A 25,366-nucleotide genomic window follows, 5' to 3' on the forward strand; every position below is an offset into this window, starting at 1 on the left:
TTGACTGCTTTTAATAATAATTATTATCTTCGAGTCATTCTAATTGTAATTGCAACCAATATTTGATATTATATAGAAGAATTGTGTAACACAGTTAAGTAGTTGCACAAAAGATTAATTGGAGGGATTTATAAATGGCTGAACGTATGGTAGGTAAACAAGCTCCAGATTTTACAATGGAAGCAGTATTAGCTGACAAATCTTTTGGGAAAGTTAGTTTACAAGAAAACATCAAAAACGACAAATGGACAGTTCTTTTCTTCTATCCAATGGACTTCACTTTTGTTTGTCCAACAGAAATCACAGCAATGTCTGATCGCTATGATGAATTCCAAGATCTAGATGCAGAAGTAATCGGTGTTTCTACTGATACTATCCACACTCACCTAGCTTGGATCAATACAGATCGTAAAGACAATGGTCTTGAGCAACTTAAATACCCACTAGCAGCTGATACGAACCATTCAGTATCACGTGAGTATGGTGTATTGATCGAAGAAGAAGGTATCGCATTGCGCGGTCTTTATATCATCAACCCTGAAGGAGAACTTCAGTATCAAACAGTTTTCCACAACAATATCGGTCGTGACGTGGATGAAACTCTTCGCGTTCTTCAAGCACTACAAACTGGCGGCCTTTGCCCTGCAAACTGGCGCCCGGGTCAAGAAACTCTTTAATTTTGGACAAGCATCCCCACGCTTTACTTCAGCTGTGGGGATTTTTCTATAAATAATACGCAGTTAACTAGGAGGAACTCTTGATGAAATTACGTGAACAAATGCCTGAACTTCAAGGTGCAACGACTTGGTTAAACGGTGAAACGACAAAATCTGAATTAGTCGGTCAGAAGCCTACATTAATCCACTTCTGGTCAGTCAGCTGCCACATGTGTAAAGAAGCAATGCCAGATGTAAACAAATTCAGAGATCAGTACAAAGATGAATTGAACGTAGTAGCTGTACATATGCCTCGTTCAGAAGACGATTTAGACCTAGAGCAGATCAAGTCAGTAGCGGCTGAGCATGATATCACACAACCAATCTTCGTAGATAGCGAATTGAAGTTGAACGATGCATTCGAAAACCAATACGTCCCTGCTTATTACGTCTTTGACAAAGATGGACAACTTCGTCACTTCCAAGCAGGCGGAAGCGGTATGAAAATGCTAGAAAAACGCGTCAATCGTGTACTTGACGAAATGAAAAAAGAAGACTAATCTTCCAACTGCTCCTCATTTGAGGAGTTTTTTGTTTTCTGTGTAAGCTGGAGACCGTTTCACAGATGTATTTCCCTGAAATAAGTGAGGAAGTGTTCAGCTCTGTGCCTATTCGAAGAGTGTAGAACTATCAATAAGTCACTTGACAACTATAATGTAACGGTCTTCTAGCCTCTATTACTCTTTCTCGCTTACATATTCCCCCATTCTACATGTAAGATTACTATTCGTAAGCATGGCTAGTGTCAACACGAATTATTTATGATACGATAAAATAAAAAGTTATACGAAAGTGAGCTGTTGAATGATCAAAACATCTAAAAATTTCGCACTCTACATACTCATGTTCAACATGTTCATTGCGATGGCTGGAGTCGGACTCGTTATCCCTATTATGCCAGAATACTTAGCTACATTTGGTGTGGCAGGACAAACACTTGGGCTTTTAATAGCTATATTTTCATTTGCTCAATTTATATTTTCTCCTATCTCTGGTAATCTTTCGGATAGACACGGAAGAAAACGAATTATTATTGTCGGTTTACTTATCTACGGACTTTCTCAATTAGCTTTTAGTTTATCAACCGAGCTATGGATGCTGTATGTCTCCCGATTCTTTTCAGGTTTCGGTTCAGCCTTTATCGTTGCACCTACTATGGCTTTTGTTGCAGACATTACCTCCCTAGAAAACCGCGGAAGAGGCATGGGACTTCTGGGCGCTTCTATGTCATTAGGATTTATGGTAGGTCCAGGAATTGGTGGTTTTTTGTCGAAAATCAGCTTATCCTTTCCTTTCTACGCAGCAACAGGATCAGCCATTTTAGCAGCTAGTGTTTCCTTACTATTCCTACCGAATCCTAAGCCGGTCTTACAGGCCGTGGCAACAAACGAGAATCTCTTTCAACAGATGCGGCGGTCTACACAGACTACCTATTTCATCATGCTCATCGTTATGTTCGTATTTTCTTTCGGTTTGGCAAACTTCCAAACGACGATTTCACTTTATTTAGACCAAAAATACTACTACACCCCTTCTCAAATCGCTTTAATTATTACCGTCGGCGGATTTGTAGGTGTAATTATTCAAACGTTCGTTATTGATCGGTTGTTCAAGCGCTTTGGTGAAATGCGAGTCATCCTAATTAATCTAGTAGTGGCTGCAATCTCCATGTTAGGTATTCTATTCGTTAATACCTTTTTTACCATTCTTTTAGTATCAACGATTTTCTCTACCGCCACATCCCTTTTACGACCTGCCGTCAACACACTAGTCTCTAAACTAGCAGGTAAAGAACAAGGTTATGCAGCTGGTATGATGAATGCCTATATGAGTTTAGGTAATATGATAGGCCCCGCAACAGCAGGATTTATTTTCGACTGGAATATGAAATCTCCATATATTTTAGGAACTATCATTTTATTACTATGCTTCACACTAGCTTCTTACTGGTCAAAGCGACATCAATCACTCATCCAGTCTTCCAGAACTGTATAATCCACTGAAAAAGCCTACCCGCGATGGATAGGCTATTTTCTATTACTAATAAGTAATGTATTTAATGAATGATTTGAGATTCGCGCATCAGAAGAAAACACACGTAGCATAACAGTCCCCTTCCACCCTCTCCTTATTGATCCTTGCGCAACAATCTGGCATGGCTCTGTGCAATCTCAACAAACGCTTTCACTTGCTTTAATTCAAACGTCGAGCTATAACCAATCAACCACGTATCGCGTGTCAACTCAAATTCTTCCTCACTATTTAACAACGGAATTCGATTCACTCGCTCATCCCCCGAAAGCGTAATAGACGGAAGGATTGCATAACCAATTCCATTCAATGCCAACTGCTTACACGTCTCGATCTGATCAACGGTAATCTGCCGACTCGGATTTTGATTAAAATGCTTATTCCACCAACGCTGGATCTCCATGTAATAATTCGAATCACTTTTAAACTGAATAAAATGTCGATTGGTATCTTTTAATTCATCAATCGTAGAAATCTCGGAATCGACCAAGTATAACTGATCACGGAACAAATACATCCGATGACTTTTCCAATCGGTTTGCCCTCTCACTATTCCAATATGGGCTTCCCCTTCATAAAGTGCCTTCGAAATTTCCGAACTCCAACCAGTCATCAATGATATTTTAGCATCGGGATACAACGCTACATAATCTTTCAGAACTTGCGGTAGCCATGTCTGACCAATAATTGAAGCGCAAGCAATTTTCAATGTGCCATGCACCTTATCTTCAAGGGAGGCTATTAACTCTAGTGTCTCATCTCGCTTCGCTAATGATTCTTTTGCATATGAGATAACATGTTCACCTGCAGGCGTCGGTTCCAGACCTTTCTGTGAACGGATGAACAACTGCATGCCCCACTCTTTCTCGATCGTCTGTAGACGCTGTGATAAAGCAGGTTGAGATAAATGCAGTCGTTCTGAAGCTTTACGCATATTCCCCTCTTCAGCTAACGCTTTAATAATATCCAACTCAGTTGTTGACATGGTCATACACCTTTCCTCGTGGAATTCGTAAAATCAGTAGCAAACTAATAATCGCAAAAGCAAATATCGCAATATATACCCAGTGCAAAGAATATTCAAGACCTCCTTGCAAGCTCAGCAACTCCTGATTAGGAATCCTCAATCGACTTTCTTCCGTCAATAAATTATTGACATCATCTATAGAATACGATAAATTTCCCGCTGCAAAATAGGACAAAAGCATACCATTTAATATTGCACCAAATACGGAGGCACCAATCGTGTTCCCGAAGTTTTTCATGAACATATTTGCCGCAGTTGCTGAGCCCCTTTGTTCTCTTGAAACGGCACCTTGGATCGTGACAATGAATGAAGTATTAGTCAGCCCCATTCCAACCCCAATAAAGAAGCTCGAAACCGCAGCCCATAGTGGCCCTAGACTAACATTCATGAAGACAAACAGTAACGAGCCAATCACAAGCGATATCCCTCCAGCAAAGGATACGAGAAATGGCCCGAAACGAATAAGTAAATGCCCAGCTACAGACGAAGCTAATGGCCATCCAATAGACATCGTCGTCAATGCGAAGCCTGCAATGATTGCTTTTTGCTCCATAACGCCTGATACATAAGTAGGCAAATAAGAAGATACACCGATTAAAATAATTCCAGTAGTTAATGACACTAAGTTTGCATATAGAATTACAGGATTCTTCCAAATACTAAAAGATATTAGCGGATCTTTCGCTATTTTTTGTTGCCGGAAAAACAAAATGAATACTACCACAGCTAGTAATAGTAATAGCAAACTATTAATCGAAAGACGTTCAAATGACTGTCCACCTTCTACTAACCAAAATAAAATAGAAGATAATGCCGTCGCTAGCAAGAAAGCCCCTTTGTAATCAATAGAAGCTTTGCGCGTCTTTTTCGGTTCGTGAAGGAAAAAGTAAATCCCCGCCATCGACAGCAGGCCAAGTGGTACATTGACCCAAAAAACAAATTGCCAGCTAACGTATTGAACTAGCAAGCCTCCGATGACCGGTCCAGAAACCGCAGAAATTCCCCAAATACTTGATAGATATCCTTGTATCTTCGCACGCTCTTCAGTCGAGTACATATCTCCAACAATTGTTGTCGCAATTGGCATAACTGCACCAGCACCAACTCCTTGTATTAAACGATAAACAATAAGTTGTTCCATAGAATCTGCATAACCACAAAGAATAGAACCAATTAAAAAGATGGTCAATCCTATAAAAAATATTGGTTTGCGACCGAATAAATCCGCCAGCTTTCCATAAATCAATACTGTTACTGTGCTCATCAATAAATAAGATGAGAAAATCCAACTATAGCGTGAAAATCCACCTAGCTCAGACGCAATCGTTGGCATCGCAGTCGTCACAATTGTCGCCTCAACAGCTCCAACGAACATTGCAAGCATAACCGCAGCAAGCACAAACGGACGCTTAGTTTCTTTTTTCACATACTCAACTCCCTCTATTAGAAAAAGGCTCCAGTAGAGGAGCCTTTTTGTCATTTTTCTATATGATTACACCTCACTATTTAACAGAAAATCAGTGAACATTGTAAATATACTTTTTGAATTCTTTCATAATTACGCGTCTCGTTATGATTCCCGCAAACGTACCATCCTCTTCTGTTACGCACAAAAATGGGTGATTAATCAATAGATCCAATGCTCGTTGAAAACGATCATTTACTCGAATCGTCGGAAGATTGGTATCCATAATCTCGTCTACTTTAATATCTTCCAATCTCTCGTATTCAATTCTCTCCATGCCTAAAATCGAATCAGTAATCATACCAATACCTAATAATCCTTTTAAATGATATTGAGTGTCTAATACTGGAATAGCAGAATAACCAGTCTTCGTTAAAACGAGAAGAGCGTGTTCTGCATTATTTCCGAGTTGCACGTGAGCAACTTTTTCTGAAGAAATTATTTTATTAGCGAAAGTCTTTATTATTGATAGAAACCATAGGTAATCGCTCCTTCTGTTCATCATCATTTCCATAAATTCTACTTACAAGTCTATTCTTATCCATTCTATCATACCACAAATTGCCTTTCCCTACCTCTAAACAAGGATTATTCTAATGAACAAAAAACCTCTTTCTTTAATAGAAAGAGGCCCAGTAATAAAATATAACTATGATTATGAAGAAAGATGCGATGACTATAATCCACAGCAGTGGATTCATCGTAAATGGATGCTCTGCTGCCGTCTCTGGTATGCGATCCGTTTCATTCAGTCGAAGAGATTTACTATACTTTTCAATACCGGCTACTCCAATCAAAACCATAATACCGAGTGCGATAACCATGGGCCATAGCCAAATATCCCACATGAGTACACTCTCCTTTCTATGCCACCTGTATAATACAGCTTGTGCAAAAAACGAGAATTTATGTACTCCATCCGCTAGTAATGAGTGATTTGCATATAATTTTTTCACCAACGTCTGCTACTTACGCTTGACTGTAGAATCTAAAAAAGAAAATACTATTCTTACTATTTATAGAGTTACTCTATATACTGTTTGATTAGTACTTGTGTTCCTTTTTCACCATATCCTTTTTCCAATAAATCCGTATACATTGTTCTCGCTAATTTTAAACCTGGTAATTCCAATTGCAATCTTTCGGCTTCCTTCAACGCAATATTCAAGTCTTTCACAAAATGTTTTACATAGAACCCTGGTTCATAGTCTGCTTTAATCATTCGTGGTGCTAGTGCCGATAAATTCCAAGAACTAGCTGCACCAGAAGCGACTGATTTCAGCATAGTCTCAGGATCTAACCCCGACTTCATCGCATAGGCTAACGCTTCACATACACCGATCATATTTCCTGCTACTGTGATTTGATTGCACATTTTTGCATGTTGGCCAGCTCCCGCTTCACCTTGATAAACGATTTGCTTGCCGAATACGGATAAAATCGGCATCATTCGGTCAAATAACTCTTCCCTACCGCCACACATGATGGAAAGGGTACCATTTTGCGCTCCAATATCACCGCCCGAAACCGGTGCATCTAGGGAGTGCATATGTAATGATTCTGCCTTCTTAGCAATAGCAATCGCTAGCTCAGGGCTTGATGTCGTCATATCTACAACGATTTGAGAAGCATATCCATTCGCAAAAATACCGTTTTCAGACAAATAAACTTCCTCTACATCAGTTGGCATTCCAATCATTGTAAAAATGATATCTGCTCCACGTACAGCTTCCGCGACTGTTTCTGCCCATTTTGCTCCTAATTCAACTAACGGTTCAGCTTTAGACTTCGTTCTTGTGTATACAGTCACTTCATATGATGCGTTCAATAAATGTTTTACAATGCTAGAACCCATTACACCTGTCCCTATAAAAGAAATCTTTTCTTTTTGCATACTAACACTCCTCGTATAGTAATCCATATGTTCTATCGTACCGAATTTGAAATATTTATACAATGAACTGAACAAAAAAAGAGGATCAACCTTAAAAATAAGATTGATCCATAAAAGGGGGAAATGATAATGTTGCTGTGTTCATTTCTAGTATGCCCCTTTTCACTTTTTATAAACATTGCTAACGCATTTTGATGAATTTTTATTATTTTCTTGCTCTACAAATTTATTGATTAACAAGTCTAATTTTCGACTAAGAATTATGGTGCGATCAGCATGCATGCCTTCTTCTGAAGCGACTTTAATTAATTGATCCCTTAGTCGTTCAATTTCAAATTTATAGTTACACTTCAAAATATACACCTTCCATCAAAATCCTTTTACCTTATAGTATACTAAAGTAATAAAAAACTCTTTATAATCTTTTCGACAATTCTCGACAGATGTACTATTTTCAGCTGCATTCTTTTAAAGATTTTACTTTACCTTTTACATATTTTAAGGCAAACTATAGAGTGATTCTTAAATTAATTTATTCACTCTATTACATCGTGCGTATTCATAAACATAGAAAGGATGTTACCAGATGACAATTGCAGAAATCGGGGATATTATTGAATTCAAAGAAGGTTTACAAGGCATTGTAGAAAAAGTAAACGAGAACTCCGTTATTGTTGATTTGACTTATATGGAAAATTTCGATGAATCATCAATGGACGAAAAAACCGTAATTAATCATAAGCGCTATACAATCATTCATCATTCGAAAAAATGAAACTTTATTTTTAACTATCCGTCTAATTGCTAGATACTTAAATAAAGGAGTGTTTCACTATGAATAATAAATGGCGTATCATTTTCGCTTCATTCGCTGTATCTGTAATGCTCGCCGCTTGCGGAACGTCAGCTACAGATGAAACAGAAACAGAAATAGATGATTCAAATGGAACTGCTATTGAAGAACCAGCAACAAATTCAGAAACAGATGTTGAAGACAATGATCCAGTCGCTACGGAAGAACCTGAAGCAGACAGAATGAAAGATGCTGTCGAAACAAAAAGTGATGAACAAGACTATTCCATGATGGTGCTTCCTGGCTATACTTTAACTAGCGAAGAACCGGGAAGAGATAGCTTATATCTAGAAGAGGATAGCAGCCTCTTCATGCGTATTGAAACGATGCCAAAAGGCGGAGAGTCTTATACATTCGACGAACTGTATGTAAACATGCAAGAGTTACTAGTAGCTTCAAGTAATGGCGAAACATCTCAAGAAATAACAGACGCAGCAGAACTCCCACAAAATGATGGAATTCTGAACGCAAAAGGTGCACAAGTACAATCTAGTGAAGGCTACTTTAAAGGATTTGTTATCGAGCGTGAAGACAAGCTTGTCCGCGTGACTATTTATGCTTCAGAGGATAACGAGCATATTGAAGAATTCAAACAAATGGCATCTACAATCAAGTGATGATTTAACGACTAAAAAATCTGAACCGCTCACGCAGTTCAGATTTTTTGTACTTATCATTAACTCACTACTTCTGATAAGCTGACGTCTATTCGTGGAAAGCTTAGCTGGAATGCAGAGCCCTTTCCTATTTCACTCGTTACCGAAATCGTTCCCCCATATTCAAGCATCGTTTTTTTAACAAATGGAAGCCCTAAACCAGTACCTCCCTCTTTTTCAGTCACAAACGGTAAAAAAATATTTTCCATCATATCTTCACTCATGCCAGTACCTGTATCAGAAATGCAGACCTCGACCTTGTTATTTGCAACTTCAATAACCTTAATGTTTAATGTCCCGTTAGGTTCCATTGCTTCCATCGCATTTTTCAGCAGATTCACTAGTACTTGCTTAATACGATTGGGATTTGCTTTGATAAAAACAGGGTCAATTATACATTTTTCATTTACTATGTTGATTTGATCTAACAACGCTTTTGGTCTTAATAGAATCAATACTTCCTCAACTAAAACAGAAAGCGAAAATACGGTGATTTCATCTACCATAGGTTTAGATAGCATGAGCAACTCATTTAAAATCTCATTCATCCGTTTTACTTCTTCCTGAATTACGGTTACATATTTATGCGCATTCCCTGTTACTTCATGCTCAAGTAGCTGTAGGAAGCCTTGTAGCGTGGTCATAGGATTTCGAACTTCATGTGCAATACTAGCGGCGATTTCGCCCGTTGTACATAATTGATCAGAATGGGCTAACAAGTCCAGTAGATGCTCTTTTTCAGTCACGTCTTCCACTTTCAAGACAAACTTTTCAGTTTCAGCATCAAGCTGTAATATTAAATTAAAATATTTAGTTTCCCCATACAGTTGATAAGAAACTTTCACCTGCGAAAACGCTTCACTCTTTGCCCGTAGGAAATAATCAGTGTAACAGAAACGCTCATAATGCTGAAAACTTTCTATAAACGTTTTTAATTGAAAATTGTCATCGCTACTAGGATAGCGAAAAATTTTATAAAATGCAGTATTTGTAGTGACAAAAAACCCCCATTCATTCACAATTGCCAACGGAGTTAGGGTTGTGTTAAAAGTATTCTCATATATTTGACACACCGGTTCTTTTTCATCATTTTTCATAGTAATAGTCGCCATTTCAACTTCCGGCTGGTATATAATATAACAGGATGCATAATTCTCATCTGTAAGTTTCAAATGCCCAATTAATGATTTTTCGACAGGGCTTTGAAGTTGTATAGTACTTTCAAGTATAGAATGTATTTTTTTTATTAATAGATCATCAAATATTTCTGACATATGGTTAGGTATTGCTTTTTCACCCACCATATTTTTAAAAGCTTTTGTCATCCCTAGTATGTTACCATTTTTATCAATGATTAATTTACTTAAAGAACTTTCTAGTAATTCGTTAATATCTGATACTTCCATTACCATATGAAAAACCCCCCTCATTCAAAATACGCTTGGAAAATAAAAAAATCTATTTATGGAAAATAATTCATTCGGCTTTGTTAGTATGTCATATTTACAAAATGGTTAGAATAGGTATAAAATATCATTTTCTTACAGTTATATTACCCAATTTATAATAAGGAGCATACACATGAATATCGTTTTATCTACTTTAAATGCAAAATACATACATACCAATATCGCAATACGTTACCTAAAGGCCTATGCTGAACCAGAATTCCATTGTGAACTTGCTGAATTCACAATTCACGATCCCACATTATCTATTGTCTCGGAACTTTATCAGCATACTCCACAGGTTGTAGGTTTCAGTGCATACATTTGGAATATTGAAGAAACGATTAAAGTGATTCGGTTATTAAAATTAACTAGTCCAGAAACTATTATCGTCTGTGGTGGACCTGAAGTCACTTACGATTATGATCAATGGTTAGCACGAGTACCCGAAATTGATTATATCGTTATAGGTGAAGGCGAGCGAACATTTAAAGATCTTCTTCATGCAATCGACGGAAAAATGGACATTTCAGACGTTCAAGGAATTGCCTACCGACAAGATGAGCAACTAAAGATTACCGCACCAGGACCTAAACTAGATTTACGCACATTACCTTCTCCTTTTCGTTTTACTGAAGACCTAGCACACCTCCCGAATCGCGTGACTTACATCGAAACTAGTCGGGGCTGTCCGTTCTCTTGTCAATTCTGTCTTTCTTCTATTGAAGTAGGTGTCAGATATTTCAATCGCGAAGCCATTAAAGAGGATATTCGCTATTTGATGGAGCATGGAGCCAAGACGATAAAGTTTGTCGATCGTACATTCAATATTAGCCGAAGTTATGCGATGGAAATGTTCCAGTTTCTCATTGATGAGCACAAGCCAGGAACTGTTTTCCAATTTGAGATTACCGGGGATATTATGCGACCGGAAGTTATTCAGTTTTTAAATGATGAAGCACCTGCTGGGTTATTCAGATTTGAAATTGGTGTTCAGTCAACGAATGATTTGACAAATGAACTCGTCAAAAGACGACAAAACTTCACAAAACTTTCTCGCACCGTGACGATGGTCAAAGAAGGCGGAAAAATTGCACAGCATCTTGATTTAATCGCTGGATTACCCGAAGAAGATTATGCATCTTTCCGTGATACGTTCAATGAAGTATTTGCATTGCGACCTGAAGAACTACAACTCGGATTCTTAAAATTATTGCGTGGTACAGGGCTACGAATTCAAGCGGAACAATATGGTTATCGTTATATCGACACAGCTCCTTACGAAATTGTATCGAATAATGTACTATCATTTGATGATATGCTGAAGATTAAACAAACAGAAGACATTCTTGAAAAATATTGGAACTCAGGACGATTTATACACTCTATGGAATATATCGTTACAGAGTTAGTCGATACGCCATTCGACTTCTTTCAACTGTTTGGTGCTTTCTGGGAAAAACAAGGTTGGTCTCGAATCGGTCATCAATTCGAAGACTTATTCACTCGCCTAGAACAATTCCTGAAAGAAGTATTAAAGGTCGATACAGCCGTTGCACAAAGTTTAATGAAAATTGATTACTTGATGCATCAAAAGTTCTTACCTAGAAAGATTTGGTGGGCTCCTTCTTCTAGTTTGCAAGAAGAACGTTTGAAAGTGATCTATCAATTACTTGTCAGCTCACCACATCTGCTAGGCAATGCATTTGAATCACTCGGCCATACAGAACGGACAATTAGAAAGCAAGTCTTCATCACCGAAACGGCTGCAAAGCTTGAAGATGATCTAACTGTTACGAAGAATCCTGGCTATCTCATCATACAATATAGTCCGGGTAAAAAAGCTCAGTACTATCACCTTTCCGAACAAGCTATAGAATCCACAAAAGAATATCAATAAAAAAGCAGTATGAGATTTTTTCTCATACTGCTTTTACATTATTAACCGATAATTACACGCTCTGTCGGATAGTGATATGGTGTTTTGTTCGTTTTTCCGCCCAATGTGTAAATAAACGATATCAATCCAACACGACCGATAAACATCAATGTCATGATAATCAGTTTACCCACTACAGATAAATCTGATGTAATACCAAGTGACATTCCGCAAGTCCCGAACGCTGATGTAATTTCAAACAACAAAGGTACAACTGGAATACCCGGTTCCGTAAGCAACAACAGAAGCAACGCGCTCATTACCATAGCACATGCTACTAAAATTACCGCATAAGAACGGAACACATCAATAAGTTTAATTTGACGTTTAAAAATATGAATCACATCATTCCCCTTCGCAAAATTAATGAGGAATAATAGCGCAATTGCAAACGTCGTTGTACGAATGCCACCACCAACAGAACTCGGTGATGCTCCAATAAACATCAAGGAACTAACTAGTATGTCCGTCGCTTCACTGAAATTCGTCACGTCATACGTCACAAGCCCTGCAGATCGCGCAGATACAGAATGGAATAATGCCGTGAAAAATTGTTGATGCCAACTCATTCCTTTAAACGAATGAAATGATTCTAGCAACCAGATCATCACAGTACCGAGTACCATTAACATACCGAATGTAGCTGTAGTGATTTTTGTGAAAAGAGAGAATCGAAAATTTGGAACTTTTTTAGAAAAGTAGGATTTCACTTCGATCAATACAGGGAAACCGATAGCCCCAAGAATAATTAACGTCATTAAGATCATTTGAACAAAGTAATCATTGTGATATGGCATCATCGACGAGCCTGTAATATCAAAACCGGCATTGGTCGTTGCAGAAACAGACATAAACATTCCGTTAAGTAGTGCTTCACCAAATGAATTATAAAAACGATAAATATAAAGTGTTAGAATCGAGCCACCGATCAACTCAATCGCAACAATGAGTTGAATAATGTGCTGAATGAGTTTAACAACACCTTGCAATGTATATTGATTCGTGTCGACCATTATGAGTTGCCGTTCTCTCATCCCAATCTTTTTTTTGACAAGCAACCAAAAAAACGTACCTAGTGACATGATTCCAATTCCACCTAGTTGCAGAACGAGCATAATCATACACAAACCGAATACCGAGTATGTTTCCCCGATACTAATGGTTGATAAGCCCGTGACACTTACGGCGCTTACAGCTGTGAATAGGCTATCTATAAATGAAACACTCACGCCCGGTTTATATACACCCGGTAAGTTCAGTAATAGGAAGGAGGAAGCGATGGCCATAAAGTAATAGAACACAATAATTTGCGCTGGGGTAAATTTTTGAAAAACTTCCCTATTGAGCTTCATCTTTTTAAATTCCTTTCATAACAGAAACTTCATTTTCTTACTTTATCAAATGCATTAGCGAAAAGATAGCGTTACAATGAACTTTACACTCTTTTTGCTATTTTAAACCTTTGGACGATTATTTTACTACACAAACAGCTAAGGTTGAAAAGGTTACCGTAACTCTACACTAGGCAGATGCATCACCTTCTAAAGTGAGAGTCTTGGAGAACTGATTTTACGAACGTAAGCCTAGGTTGGAAGTACATCCTTGCCGTTAATACCGGATTACTTGTTACGTTTTCATATTAAAAATCCTCTTCCACAAAAGTAGAAGAGGATTTTTTGATATTATCTTTTCAATCGTTGCTTCACAACAGCAAGCGCATAGCCGCCTACCGCCAATACTAGAAGAACGATCCAGAATGTTGTTTTCCATACTGTAGAGTGTGGGAATGTCTCAGGAATGATTAATAATGATGGATGTGCCAATGTTAACACGACCAACTTCACACCTACCCAACCTACAATCAAGAAAGCTGCTGTTTCGAGTGTTGGATACTTTTCAAGTAAAACAACGAACTGTCTCGCCGCAAAACGAATCATAATCAAACCAATCATACCACCGAGCAACATGACAACGAATTGTCCACCGTTGATGCCACCGATATGGAAATCACCTAACTCAGGCAATGTCACCGCAAGTGCAACCGCAGCTAGCATAGAGTCTAAAGCAAATGCAATATCCGCAAGCTCGACTTTGAAAACAGTCATCCAGAAACCAGACTGTTTTCTAGGCTTCTTATCTGGATGATCTTTTTGTGAATGTGTCACTTTGTCATATATGTTTTTGGCCGAAATAATTAATAAGTATGCTGCACCTAAAGCTTGAATCTGCCAGATATTCACCAAAAATGTAATCATGAACAATGCACCGAATCGGAAGACGAACGCTCCAACTAAACCATAAAATAATGCTTTTTTCTGTTGCGGTTTCGGTAAATGCTTGACCATTACGGCCATAACGACTGCGTTGTCTGTTGCTAAAAGACCTTCAAGTACAATTAGTACGACAAGCACCCATGCGTATTCTAATAAAATCGGATCCAACAAAATTCCTCCTTATTTTTCACAATATAAAAAGACCCTCACCTAATAAAAGGCAAAGGTCTCGCTAAGTCGGAATTTGACAATCAAAATCCAGCTATCATAACCGATGGCGATTGAATTCCATGTATTGACGATTATGAAATAGGTTTCCCTATAGCTACTCCCCTTTGACATTGCGTCAAAAGTTATTAAGTTATTGGGTGCTTTTTAAATATTATAACATAATAACTTCTCATTGCAAATGATTTAGGCGGCGTCTGTAGAACTATTCAATTTCAGTACACCTGAAAGGAACTTATTCTTACTACCATTGTACTTCTGATACACATAAATTATACGCATCACGTTACACATAAAAAAGGCCAGCAAAGAGTTTTACTCTCTGCTGGTCTTTCGTTTAAAATATTATGCTTTCACTTTCGCTTTTCGGCGTGTTTCACGATCGAACAAGCTGTAGATGATTGGTACGATATACAACGTTAAGAATGTTGAACTGATTAATCCACCAATGACTGCAATTCCCATCGGTTGATTCAATTCGGAACCTTCGCCAAGTCCTAAGGCCAGAGGCAGCAATCCCAAGATTGTCGTTAAAGCTGTCATAAGGATAGGTCGCACGCGGTCTCTGACAGATGACAAGATTGCATCGTACGAACTGAGGCCAGCTTCTTTTCTTTGATTGATATAATCGACTAAGACAATCCCGTTGTTCACAACAATACCTACAAGTATGAGAAGCCCAATAACCGCCGTCACACTGACCGGTGTATTCGTTATGAAAAGCCCTAAAGATACACCAATAATCATGAGTGGAACAGAGAACATAATAACGAATGGATATTTAAATGATTCGAACTGCGCCGCCATAACGATATAAACTAATACGACAGCGAGTATAATCGCCAATAACATATCATTAATCGCACTTTCGAATAATTCACGGTCCCCACCGTATGAAAGTTCGACTTCGCTTGGCAAGTCTAAATCATCAACTATCTCGTTAACACGCTTCGTCATATCACCAAGTGTCTCACTAGAAAGATACTTCAATGTAAATGTAATTGAATGCGCTTGGTCTACACGCTGAATAGCGACAGGACCTTCTGCTACTTTAACATCCGCCACGTCTTTTAATTTTACGAATGTATTTAGCGGTGTTTTCAATTCCAATTCTTTTAATTTATCTACACTGTTGCGGAATTTCTCATCGTAACCGACGTTTACACCAACTACATCGCCTGTTTTTCCAAAGACGATTTGTGTAGCAAACACTCCTCGCGTGACATCGCTGACCGTTTGTGCAATTTGATAAGGAGCTAAGCCGACATCTGAAGCTTTTTGTCGATCGACTTCGATTTTTACTTCTTCCACCGTATCAACTAAATCATTTTCCACTTCTGTCACAGTCTTCATTTCGCGTAATTTCTTATCGAGTTTCGTAACTGCTTCTCCTAAACGTTCTTCATTTGTATCATTCAATGAAAACGTTAACGTATTCGGGCTAGAACCAGCAGCTGTCTGCATGTTGAAACTAACATCTGCGTCTTCACCTACTTCATTTAACACAGTTGGTTGTACTTCATCAACAAATTCAAATACAGAGCGATCACGCTCATCTAAAGGAACTAGTTTGACATACATTTCAGCCATATTTCCTTCAGATCCACCTTGTGCCATACTCTGCTGTGTTCCGCCGACTAAACTTACATATACTTCTACATCTTTTTCATTTTTAATTTTCTCTTCGATTCGTTTGACAACATCATTTGTTGAATCTAAGGATGAGCCATTCGGAAGCTTTACATTAATACTAAAGAAACCTTCATCCGTGGAGGGTAAAAATTCTGTTCCAACTTTTAATAGACCAAATCCACCGGCCCCTAGTAAAATTGTAGTCATCACAAGAACAATCACGCGATGCCCCAGTGCCCAAACGACCGTTTTCTCGAATGTCTTCCACCCTTTTGAACGTTGCTTTTTCGCCTTCGTCAATTCATCAGGAGTTTTAAGCAACCGACTCGCAAGCATCGGTACAACAGTCAATGCGACGACTAACGATGCAAATAAACTAAACGAAATAGTCAATGCAAATTCTGTAAAGATTTGTCCGATTAACCCACTGATGAAGATAACCGGCACAAATACTGCAAGTGTAGTGAGCGTAGATGCAGTAATCGCACCGCCCACTTCTTTCGAGCCATCTTTTGCGGCTTCTTCTGGATGTTTACCCATCGCTAAGTGGCGTTCAATGTTTTCAATTACTACAATAGCATTATCGACGAGCATCCCGATTCCTAAAGCTAATGCGCCGAGCGTCATAATATTAAGCGAGAAATCCGCAAAATACATTAGGACAAATGTAACAATTACGGAATAAGGGATTGCCACACCAATAATAATCGGACTTTTAATACCGCGCAAGAAGATAAACAATACAAGCATCGCGAACAATCCACCGAGAATGAGCGACTGTCCAATATTACCGATCGCAAGTTTCACATAGTCTCCTTGGTCAAATAGAACATCAGATTCAATGTCTTTATATACGTCTTTTTTAAGCAATTCATCTAATGAAGATTTGAATTCCTTTGACACCGTTGCTGTATTAGCTCCCGATTCCTGAAGAACGGACAATAACACAGCTTGTTCATCGTTCGCTCGCGTCTCTGTCTGCACTTTCGGTTCAAGTAGCGCAACATCTGCTACATCAGAAACGGTAATCTTGTCACCCGTTAACGGATTTACACCTAACTGAATATCGCGAATATCCGAAATACTTTGGATGGAACTGATAATTCTTGTCGTTAATTGTCTACCATCATTCGTATCTATCGGATTTCCTGGCATTGAAACATTACTTGCCTGAATCATTTGCACAACATCTGACTGAGCGAGGTTGAACTCTTTTAACTTTTCAGGGTCTAAAATCACTTGTACATCTTCAATAACTTTCCCTGACACGTTAACGCTTGCTACACCATCAATTCGGCGCAACTCTTTTTCCAAGTCCTCCGCGATACTTCTAATATCCGCTTCTTTATCTATCGTTCGTAGGGATAGCTGGATGACCGGGAATTGAGATGGATCAAACTTCATGAAACGCGGCTTATTCGCGCCATCTGGCATTGGTACTTGATCAATTCTTTGTAGTATATCCATTTGGACATCATCAATTACAGAAGACCAATCAAACATTAAGAAGATTAAATTCGCACCTTCTTGTGAAGATGATTGCATAGATTTTAATCCTGGAGCCGTCGATAAACTTTCTTCTAGTGGTTTCGTTATTTTCTCACTAACTTCTGTAGGAGAAGCACCTGGATAGTTCGTAACGACTACTGCGACAGGCGGATTTAATTCCGGAATTAATGTGATGGGAATCTTAAAAAATGAAACGGCTCCCAAAATAATAATTAAAAACATAGTGACCAACGTGAAAACCGGCCGTTTAACTGAAAAACTACTAATTTTCATTATATTATTCCTCTCTACGCTAAGTATATATAACGAATATCTGGTTGATCATTCGCACTATTGAACTTAACTATACAACTTTCCTAACATACCAATTATTAGTTCAATCATTCGCAATTTTAACAAATAACCCGGACAGATTACAATTAATCCGACCGGGTTTGTAAGTAATAAAATTTTAAAGAAGATTATACAAACGAATATCTGGATATTTATCATGGAACCAACGCATAGCAAATTCATTTTCGAAAAGGAATACTTTTCGATCATGACGATCTTTCACAAGCAACGCACGTTGTCCCGCCATTGATTCTTTTACATCTTCTTCATTCTCGATCCAACGTGCGACTTTAGATCCCATTGTTTCCATTTGCACATCCACGTGATACTCTGCTTTCATACGATGTTCAAACACCTCAAACTGAAGCTGACCTACTGCACCTAAGATTACTTCTTCCGTATGCAATGTCTTATAGTATTGAATCGCACCTTCTTGTACTAACTGTAAAATCCCTTTATGGAACTGTTTCGATTTCATAACGTTTTTAGCAGCTACACGGACGAATAATTCTGGTGTGAATTGAGGTAAGGCATCAAACTCGAAATTACCTTTACCACCAACGACTGTATCGCCAATTTGATAATTTCCTGTATCATAGAGTCCGATAATATCGCCAGCCACTGCTTCATCTACCGTTTCGCGATCATCCGCCAAAAACTGTGTAGTTTGCGTCAATTTAAAGGTCTTGGATAGTCGAGGTACATTCACCGACATTCCCCGTTCAAATTCACCCGATACAATTCGGACAAACGCAATACGATCTCGGTGCGCCGGATTCATATTCGCTTGGATTTTAAAGATGAATCCTGAGAACACTTCTGACTCCGGATCTACATCGTTACCTTCTTTAGTCTTTCGCGATTGTGGAGATGGAGCGAACTGCAAAAACGTTTCAAGGAACGTCTGCACACCAAAGTTCGTCAAAGCACTACCGAAAAACACAGGTGTCAGTTCACCTCGAGCAATCCGCTCTTCATCGAAATCATTACCTGCTTCATTCAATAACATAATATCTTCCAACGCTTGCTTATAGTAAGAAGTTTCCGTCATGGAATGTTCAACTGCAAGTTCTCCTTCTTCATCGATCGGAAGGAAACGTTCACCTAGTTCTGGACGCGCTAATTCCACTCTTTTATTAAAACGATCGTAAATACCGAGAAATTCTTTCCCCATACCGATCGGCCAATTCATTGCATATGATTGAATTTCAAGTACTTCTTCTAGTTCTTCCATAAGCTCTAATGGTTCTTTACCTTGTCTATCCATTTTATTGATAAATGTAAAAATCGGAATACCACGCATTTTACATACTTTAAAGAGCTTGATCGTTTGAGGCTCGATACCTTTAGCTGAATCCACCATCATCACCGCAGCATCTACCGCCATTAACGTACGGTATGTATCTTCACTGAAATCTTCGTGTCCAGGGGTATCTAAAATATTGACGCGTTTTCCATCATAGTCAAATTGGAGAACGGAAGATGTAACAGAAATACCACGCTGTTTTTCAATTTCCATCCAGTCGGAAGTCGCAAATTTTCCACTCTTTTTTCCTTTAACTGTTCCCGCATCACGAATCGCGCCGCCAAAGTATAGAAGTTTTTCAGTTATTGTCGTTTTACCGGCATCCGGGTGCGAGATAATCGCAAACGTTCTCCGTGAAGTTATTTCATCATGTATATTCTTTTGCATCAGGGTACTCTCCTTTTGTTTTACGTTTTCTATCATAGAGAGTATGGCAAAGCATTTCAATGCTTTTTCATGAATCACCAAAATAATTCTACGCTCTCAAAGCTAGACGTTCATTTGACCGTTAGTTTTAGTTTGTATGTGTATGTTTTAAAACCACTTGGTGTCGGGTCGTTGCTTAATTCTTTTTCGGTACTGAAGATAGAGACGATTTGGTTTCTATCACCGCTGCGGCACGTGGGGATTACCTCCCACAAAGAGCCCGCAGTTGTGCCTTCGCTAATAAGTACAGTGTAGTGTTGGTAGTCTTTGAAACTTACTGAATTTCACTTTTTGACATCAATGTACTTGCTAACTACTACTTAAAAAATGTAGGCGCCTTACAAGCGGTAGGCGGAGCAATAAGACAGATAGGTGCCCTTCCTATCTGGCTTATTGCGGGAGCCATCCGCAAGCGCCGAAGTGGGTTCAGTGACGAATTATTTCTCTACATACAGAAGCGGATTGAAGTGTCTAGGGCTTACTGAATCCCTTACTAACATTTCCGGTACTGAAGTTAGTAAAGGTCAGCTTCCTATCACCGCTTCGGCACGTGGGGGATTGCCTCCCACAAAGAGTCGGCTAGCGAAAGTCGCGCTAGCTGTCTCTTTGTTTCGGCTGACCCCGCAGTTGTGCCTACGCTAGTGAGTACAGAGTAGTTTTAGTAGGCTATGTTACAGGGAAAATCCATTTTGTGTTGGATCGTTCCACGACTCTATTTCGATACTAATGTTAGTAAAGGTCGGCTTTCTATCACCGCTTCGGCACGTGGGGGATTGCCTCCCACAAAGAGCCAACTAGCAAAAGGCGCTAGCTGTCTCTTTGTTTCGGCTGACCCCGCAGTTGTGCCTACGCTAGTGAGTACAGAGTAGTGTTGGTAGTCTTTGAAACTTACTGAATTTCACATTTTGACATCAATGTACTTGCTAACTACTACTACTTAAAAACGAAGGCGCCTTACAAGCGGTAGGCGGAGCAATAAGACAGATAGGTGCCCTTCCTATCTGGCTTATTGCGGGAGCCATCCGCAAGCGCCGAAGTGGGTTCAGTGACGAATTATTTCTCTACATACAGAAGCGGATTGAAGTGTCTTGAACTAACTGAATCCCTTACTAACTTCAACGTACTATGTCACTTATTTACCTTCACCAAACGCAGGCGCCTTATAAGCGGTAGGCGGAGCAATAAGACGGATAGGTGCCCTTCCTATCTGGCTTATTGCGGGAGCCATCCGCAAGCGCCGAAGTGACTTTAATGATGAATTACTTCAATATATACAGATGGTTATTAAAATGTCCTGAATTCACTGAATCACTACACAACTTTAATGAACGACACAACGTACTTCTCCTCATCAAACGCAGTGCCTTACAAGCAGTAAGCGCGAGTACAGTGATGAATTACCTCACTATATACATGCGTCATGAAGTGTCTAGCAATTACCGATCGAATTTATTCACTACAGAAGCATTTCCAAATTTCTTAGCCGCTTCATCCAGTGCAATCGCTGCGTCTGAATGAGGATATTTCGTCTTACCGATGATTTGGAAATCTTCATGACCTTTTCCAGCAAAGATAATAATATCCCCTTCATTAGCCATTTCAATTGTATACCGCACAGCTTCTTCTCGATCCCCAATACATGCAAACTGATTATGAGGCATGCTTGCGCTTAGCTCCGACACAATCGATTCATAGGACTCGTCTCTCGGATCATCTGTCGTAAACACTACATAATCCGCGGCCGCTGCTTTTTCTCCCATGATTGGGCGCTTTAAGCGATCCCGGTTGCCACCTGTTCCGATTAAGAACAGTAAGCGGTTCCCCTCTTTTTTCAAAGGCTGAACAGTGGCGATTGCTTTTTCAATCGCATCCGGAGAATGTGCATAGTCAACAAATATAGTTAACGGTAATGTTGTTTCTACTTTTTCCAAGCGACCTTTCACAGTAGAAACTGTAGCAAGTAACGGTAGAATCTCCTCTATCGCCATTCCTTTCGCGTACAATGCGGCTACAGCTGCCAATGCATTGTAGACGTTGAACTCACCGATTAAAGGCATTGTGACTGAATGCGTACCATCAGGTGCCAACAATTGAAATTCTGTTTTATTGGAAAACATTCGAATGTTTGTAGCCTGAAAAGAAGATTTGACGTGAATACCATAAGTGAATAGCGGAAATGAGGTCATCTCCGACATTTTACTGCTCCACGGATCATCTGCATTGACGATGGCGAATTTCTGTTGATCCAATTGTTGCCCTAGCTGCGCAAACAACAAACCTTTTGCCGCACTATAATTTTCCATCGTTTTATGATAATCCAAATGATCATGCGTCAAATTGGTAAAGATCGCAATATCGAATTCTGTCCCCGCCAATCGTCCTTCTACTAAACCATGAGAAGACACTTCCATCGTCATTGACTGGCATCCTTCACTCGCTGCTTGAGCAATCATTTGCTGTGTCGTCAGTACATCTGTCGTTGTATTTTCTGTTTCATATAATATATCATTTAGCTTGAAGCCGATTGTTCCAGACACCGCTGTCTTCTCTTCGGCTTGGCGTAACATATCGTGAATAATATTGCTAACGCTTGTTTTGCCGTTTGTACCAGTCACACCGATCATCGTCATACGTTTGGATGGATAGTTATAAAACTTGGCCGCAAGTAATTGAATAGCTTTCGTTGTATCTTCGACGTATACAACCGCGATACGTTCTTCATCTACTGTAATAGGTTCAGATGCGATAATTAGGCGTGCTCCACTTAGAATTGCTTGTTTTACAAACTGATGGCCATTCACTGTATAACCTTTCAGACAAACAAACGCCCCTCCGTCTTGAACAGCTCTGGAGTCAACCGCTAAATCAGTAACACGTTCGGGCATAGTACCTTTTATAGTTTTCACAGGCAGTACAGATAGAAGTTCTTTCGTATTCATAAGATTTCCTCCAATAAAAAAGTAGATCAATCAAATTAATATCACAATTTTCGTTCAAAATATATTTTATCGTATAAGAAATGAGGTAGTATATAGAGAGCCAGATACTTCCATCATACGCATATTCTCTACTCACATCCACCTTGGACAGTCACTAGGCTATTAATAGATTAGGAAGTGAACATAATGTCTACACAACTAAAAAATACACCTACATTCTATAATTATTTGGAACAACTTTTCAAACAATCGCAAGATGCTATTTCTGTATGTAACATAGATGATACGATGATCTGTTGTAATCCTGCATTCGAAAAATTATACGGCTGGACAATGGATGAATGCATAGGTAAAGTCATTGATTTTTATCCCGAAACAGAAATAAAAAAAGGTAAAGCCCGGCGCGATCAAATGAAGGAAGGTAAAACCTTTAAAAATGTACGTGTAATCGAACGACGTAAAGACGGTTCAACGTTTCACGCCGAAATAGATATGTTGCCTATATTTAATGAATACGATGAAGTGATAGCCATTTCATATAGTACACATGATATCACGTCACGTCTTCTGCTTGAACAGAAAAGGGCAGAGCTCTTTAGACTTAAAAATCTAAGTACTATTGCCTCTTTTTTAGCACACGAAGTACGAAATCCAATGACCGCAATTACTGGTTTCATTCAAATGATGAATAAGGATGCAGAAAACCCTTATAGGAATTTCACAACAATCATGGAAAATGAAGTCGACAATGTAAATCAACTCATAACCGATTTCTTAGAACTAGCTACCCCTTCACTTCATAATCAAACCATGGTTTCAACTTTAGAAGTGATTCAAGAAGCGATGAGTGATTATGACGCAACGTTCAGTAATCGTGCAATCACTTGCCGTCTTCATACACCAACACATGACACTTTGATACTAGGGAATATATATTCTTTAAAACAAGTATTCAGCAATATTATTTCGAATAGCTGCGATGCCATTGGACAAGATGGACAAATAGACATCACCGTAAAACTTCTGGATCAATTTATTTGTATAACGATTGTGGATAACGGTTCCGGTATGAGTCCTTCTACTTTAGAATCGATTGACCAGCCATTTTTCACTACAAAAGATGGGGCTAGGGGACTCGGTATCCTTATTTCGAAAAAGATTATTTTGGATCACTACGGGTCACTCGACATTGAAAGTATCGAGCACGCAGGAACAAAAGTTACGATCTGCTTACCTTTATCGAATGAATCTCTTCACTAAAGGAAGCTTTCCTTTATAAGGCGGGTAACCTACTGACAACGTTACAGCTGTACTCTTTTTCATAATCGACTTTGAATGGGAGAACGTTTCAAAGCTAGCTTTCCCGTGATACTGATTCATACCAGACGGTCCAACACCTCCAAAAGGAAGATGGATATTACCTGCATGTGAAATGGTGTCGTTAATACACCCACCGCCAAATGGTAAGTTTTCAATAAAATGATCTGCTGCTTTATCATTTTCTGTGAAGAAATAAGCTGCTAGCGATTTAGGGAGCTTGCTGATTTGTTGAATAGCCAATCCTAAACTCTCATATGGAAGTACCGGAAGAATCGGTCCAAAAATCTCCTCTTGCATACTCGCTTGATCCCAATCTGGTAAAGCGAGGAGCGTCGGTTCGATATAAAGATCTTCAGCATCCGTACGACCGCCTTCTACGATATACATTTCGTCTGCCTCTAAAATGTCTACGAGTCTTTGATACTGACGCTCATTAATGATTCGCCCATAATCCGCACTTTTCTGAGCATCTTTACCGTAAAATCGTTCAATTGCTTTTTTCATTTCCTCAAGCAACTGATTATAGATCGATACATCTGCCAAAACATAATCTGGCGCAATACACGTTTGACCTGTATTCAAGAACTTACCCCAGACAATCTTTTCAGCAGCTTTGCGTATATCCGCAGTGCTGTCAACAACTACCGGACTTTTTCCACCTAACTCCAACGTCAGCGGTGTTAATCGCTCTGCACAAGCGTGCATAACAATCTTTCCAACGTTTGCGCTACCCGTGAAGAATACATAGTCAAAAGGTGCTTTTAATAGAAGCTGAGTCTCTTCTTTTCCACCTTGTACAACAGTGACATATTCTGATGGGAACGTATTAGCAATCAATTTCTCCACAAGACTCGCTATATAAGGAGCGTCTTCTGATGGTTTTAATACTGCACAATTCCCCGCAGCAATCGCACCTACTAACGGGTCAAGCAGCAATTGTAATGGATAGTTAAATGGCCCAATAACTAACGCAATACCATATGGCTCTTTGACGATAAAACTTGTGGCTGGTTGCAAATGAATCGGTGTCTTAACTTTTTCAGGCGTCATCCATTCATCCAAATGTTTCATTGTATGTGTAATGCTTGATAAAACAAATCCTATTTCCGTCACATATGCTTCCAGTGGGGGTTTGCGTAGATCTTTATGAAGTGCTTCTGAAATTTCTTTCTCATGGCGCTCAATCGCATCATATAGTTTTTGTAACATCATTATACGAAATCCAATACTCCGCGTCACACCCGACACATAATATTTTCTCTGTTTGTTCATGATGATTTCTAACTCGTTACTTGTCATCCCCACATCATTCACACTCCTCATTCTCTTACTACTATCTATTCTATCATTCCATCGAACATAAAAAACACC

General features: G+C 39.0%; 20 protein-coding genes. 7 read left to right on the forward strand and 13 right to left on the reverse strand.

Features of this window, described 5'->3' with window-relative positions; all coding sequences use genetic code 11:
- Nucleotides 1-134: 134 nt before the first annotated feature.
- The 3 genes from ORD22_RS01115 to ORD22_RS01125 all read left to right on the forward strand — a co-directional run bounded on the left by ORD22_RS01115 (nt 135) and on the right by ORD22_RS01125 (nt 2,711).
- A complete protein-coding gene (locus ORD22_RS01115) occupies nt 135-677 on the forward strand; it encodes a peroxiredoxin (RefSeq protein ID WP_317644001.1) in 543 nt (180 codons plus the stop codon).
- Between the two features lie 83 nt (nt 678-760).
- The gene (locus tag ORD22_RS01120; protein WP_317644002.1) at nt 761-1,216 is read left to right on the forward strand and encodes a TlpA family protein disulfide reductase; all 456 of its coding nucleotides are present in this window, start codon (nt 761-763) and stop codon (nt 1,214-1,216) included.
- A gap of 304 nt (nt 1,217-1,520) precedes the next feature.
- Nucleotides 1,521-2,711, forward strand: coding sequence for an MFS transporter (locus tag ORD22_RS01125; protein ID WP_317644003.1), 1,191 nt, complete (start codon nt 1,521-1,523; stop codon nt 2,709-2,711).
- Nucleotides 2,712-2,844: 133 nt separating this feature from the next.
- Here the strand turns inward: ORD22_RS01125 and ccpC are convergent, their stop codons facing one another.
- The 6 genes from ccpC to ORD22_RS15125 form a co-directional block, all read right to left on the reverse strand.
- A complete protein-coding gene (ccpC, locus tag ORD22_RS01130) occupies nt 2,845-3,732 on the reverse strand; it encodes a transcriptional regulator CcpC (RefSeq protein ID WP_317644194.1) in 888 nt (295 codons plus the stop codon).
- Nucleotides 3,719-5,158 (reverse strand): MDR family MFS transporter, encoded by a 1,440-nt coding sequence (locus ORD22_RS01135; RefSeq protein WP_317644195.1) that lies wholly within the window; start codon nt 5,156-5,158, stop codon nt 3,719-3,721. The genes ccpC and ORD22_RS01135 overlap by 14 nt, the downstream gene beginning before the upstream one ends.
- A 133-nt stretch (nt 5,159-5,291) precedes the next feature.
- Entirely contained in the window at nt 5,292-5,741 is a 450-nt protein-coding gene (gene cbpB / locus ORD22_RS01140) for a cyclic-di-AMP-binding protein CbpB (protein ID WP_317644196.1), read from the reverse strand.
- A 115-nt stretch (nt 5,742-5,856) separates the two neighbouring features.
- Nucleotides 5,857-6,087, reverse strand: a complete 231-nt coding sequence (locus ORD22_RS01145) for a hypothetical protein (RefSeq protein ID WP_317644004.1) — start codon at nt 6,085-6,087, stop codon at nt 5,857-5,859.
- A 176-nt stretch (nt 6,088-6,263) separates the two neighbouring features.
- Nucleotides 6,264-7,133, reverse strand: a complete 870-nt coding sequence (locus tag ORD22_RS01150) for an NAD(P)-dependent oxidoreductase (protein ID WP_317644005.1) — start codon at nt 7,131-7,133, stop codon at nt 6,264-6,266.
- Between the two features lie 162 nt (nt 7,134-7,295).
- Nucleotides 7,296-7,496, reverse strand: a complete 201-nt coding sequence (locus ORD22_RS15125; RefSeq protein WP_411567600.1) for an aspartyl-phosphate phosphatase Spo0E family protein — start codon at nt 7,494-7,496, stop codon at nt 7,296-7,298.
- A 223-nt stretch (nt 7,497-7,719) separates the two neighbouring features.
- On the opposite strand from ORD22_RS15125, the gene ORD22_RS01155 reads away from it, so the two are divergent.
- Both ORD22_RS01155 and ORD22_RS01160 read left to right on the forward strand, forming a co-directional pair.
- Entirely contained in the window at nt 7,720-7,908 is a 189-nt protein-coding gene (locus ORD22_RS01155) for a YkvS family protein (RefSeq protein ID WP_317644006.1), read from the forward strand.
- A 59-nt stretch (nt 7,909-7,967) separates the two neighbouring features.
- Nucleotides 7,968-8,603, forward strand: coding sequence for a hypothetical protein (locus ORD22_RS01160; protein ID WP_317644007.1), 636 nt, complete (start codon nt 7,968-7,970; stop codon nt 8,601-8,603).
- 59 nt (nt 8,604-8,662) lie between these two features.
- Here ORD22_RS01160 and ORD22_RS01165 read toward each other — a convergent pair whose 3' ends face one another.
- The gene (locus ORD22_RS01165; RefSeq protein ID WP_317644008.1) at nt 8,663-10,054 is read right to left on the reverse strand and encodes an ATP-binding protein; all 1,392 of its coding nucleotides are present in this window, start codon (nt 10,052-10,054) and stop codon (nt 8,663-8,665) included.
- 169 nt (nt 10,055-10,223) lie between these two features.
- On the opposite strand from ORD22_RS01165, the gene ORD22_RS01170 reads away from it, so the two are divergent.
- The gene (locus tag ORD22_RS01170) at nt 10,224-11,990 is read left to right on the forward strand and encodes a B12-binding domain-containing radical SAM protein (RefSeq protein ID WP_317644009.1); all 1,767 of its coding nucleotides are present in this window, start codon (nt 10,224-10,226) and stop codon (nt 11,988-11,990) included.
- Nucleotides 11,991-12,031: 41 nt separating this feature from the next.
- Here the strand turns inward: ORD22_RS01170 and ORD22_RS01175 are convergent, their stop codons facing one another.
- The 5 genes from ORD22_RS01175 to ORD22_RS01195 form a co-directional block, all read right to left on the reverse strand.
- Complete coding sequence (locus ORD22_RS01175; protein ID WP_317644010.1) at nt 12,032-13,381, reverse strand: TrkH family potassium uptake protein; 1,350 nt, start codon at nt 13,379-13,381, stop codon at nt 12,032-12,034.
- 330 nt (nt 13,382-13,711) lie between these two features.
- Nucleotides 13,712-14,470, reverse strand: coding sequence for a TerC family protein (locus ORD22_RS01180; protein ID WP_317644011.1), 759 nt, complete (start codon nt 14,468-14,470; stop codon nt 13,712-13,714).
- Nucleotides 14,471-14,875: 405 nt separating this feature from the next.
- Nucleotides 14,876-17,944 carry an efflux RND transporter permease subunit gene (locus ORD22_RS01185; RefSeq protein WP_317644012.1) on the reverse strand — a complete coding sequence of 1,023 codons (3,069 nt, stop codon included), beginning with the start codon at nt 17,942-17,944 and terminating at the stop codon, nt 14,876-14,878.
- A 178-nt stretch (nt 17,945-18,122) separates the two neighbouring features.
- Nucleotides 18,123-19,697 carry a peptide chain release factor 3 gene (locus ORD22_RS01190; protein WP_317644014.1) on the reverse strand — a complete coding sequence of 525 codons (1,575 nt, stop codon included), beginning with the start codon at nt 19,695-19,697 and terminating at the stop codon, nt 18,123-18,125.
- 1,475 nt (nt 19,698-21,172) lie between these two features.
- Complete coding sequence (locus ORD22_RS01195; RefSeq protein ID WP_317644015.1) at nt 21,173-22,675, reverse strand: UDP-N-acetylmuramoyl-L-alanyl-D-glutamate--2,6-diaminopimelate ligase; 1,503 nt, start codon at nt 22,673-22,675, stop codon at nt 21,173-21,175.
- 186 nt (nt 22,676-22,861) lie between these two features.
- On the opposite strand from ORD22_RS01195, the gene ORD22_RS01200 reads away from it, so the two are divergent.
- The gene (locus tag ORD22_RS01200; RefSeq protein ID WP_317644016.1) at nt 22,862-23,935 is read left to right on the forward strand and encodes a two-component system sensor histidine kinase NtrB; all 1,074 of its coding nucleotides are present in this window, start codon (nt 22,862-22,864) and stop codon (nt 23,933-23,935) included.
- On the opposite strand, the gene ORD22_RS01205 is transcribed toward ORD22_RS01200, so the two are convergent.
- Nucleotides 23,912-25,300: an aldehyde dehydrogenase gene (locus ORD22_RS01205; RefSeq protein WP_317644017.1), complete on the reverse strand. Its 1,389-nt coding sequence runs from the start codon at nt 25,298-25,300 to the stop codon at nt 23,912-23,914. The two genes, ORD22_RS01200 and ORD22_RS01205, sit on opposite strands and share 24 nt — an antisense overlap.
- Between the last annotated feature and the right edge of the window lie 66 nt (nt 25,301-25,366).

This window comes from Sporosarcina sp. GW1-11 (assembly GCF_033088395.1).
Classification (GTDB): domain Bacteria; phylum Bacillota; class Bacilli; order Bacillales_A; family Planococcaceae; genus Sporosarcina.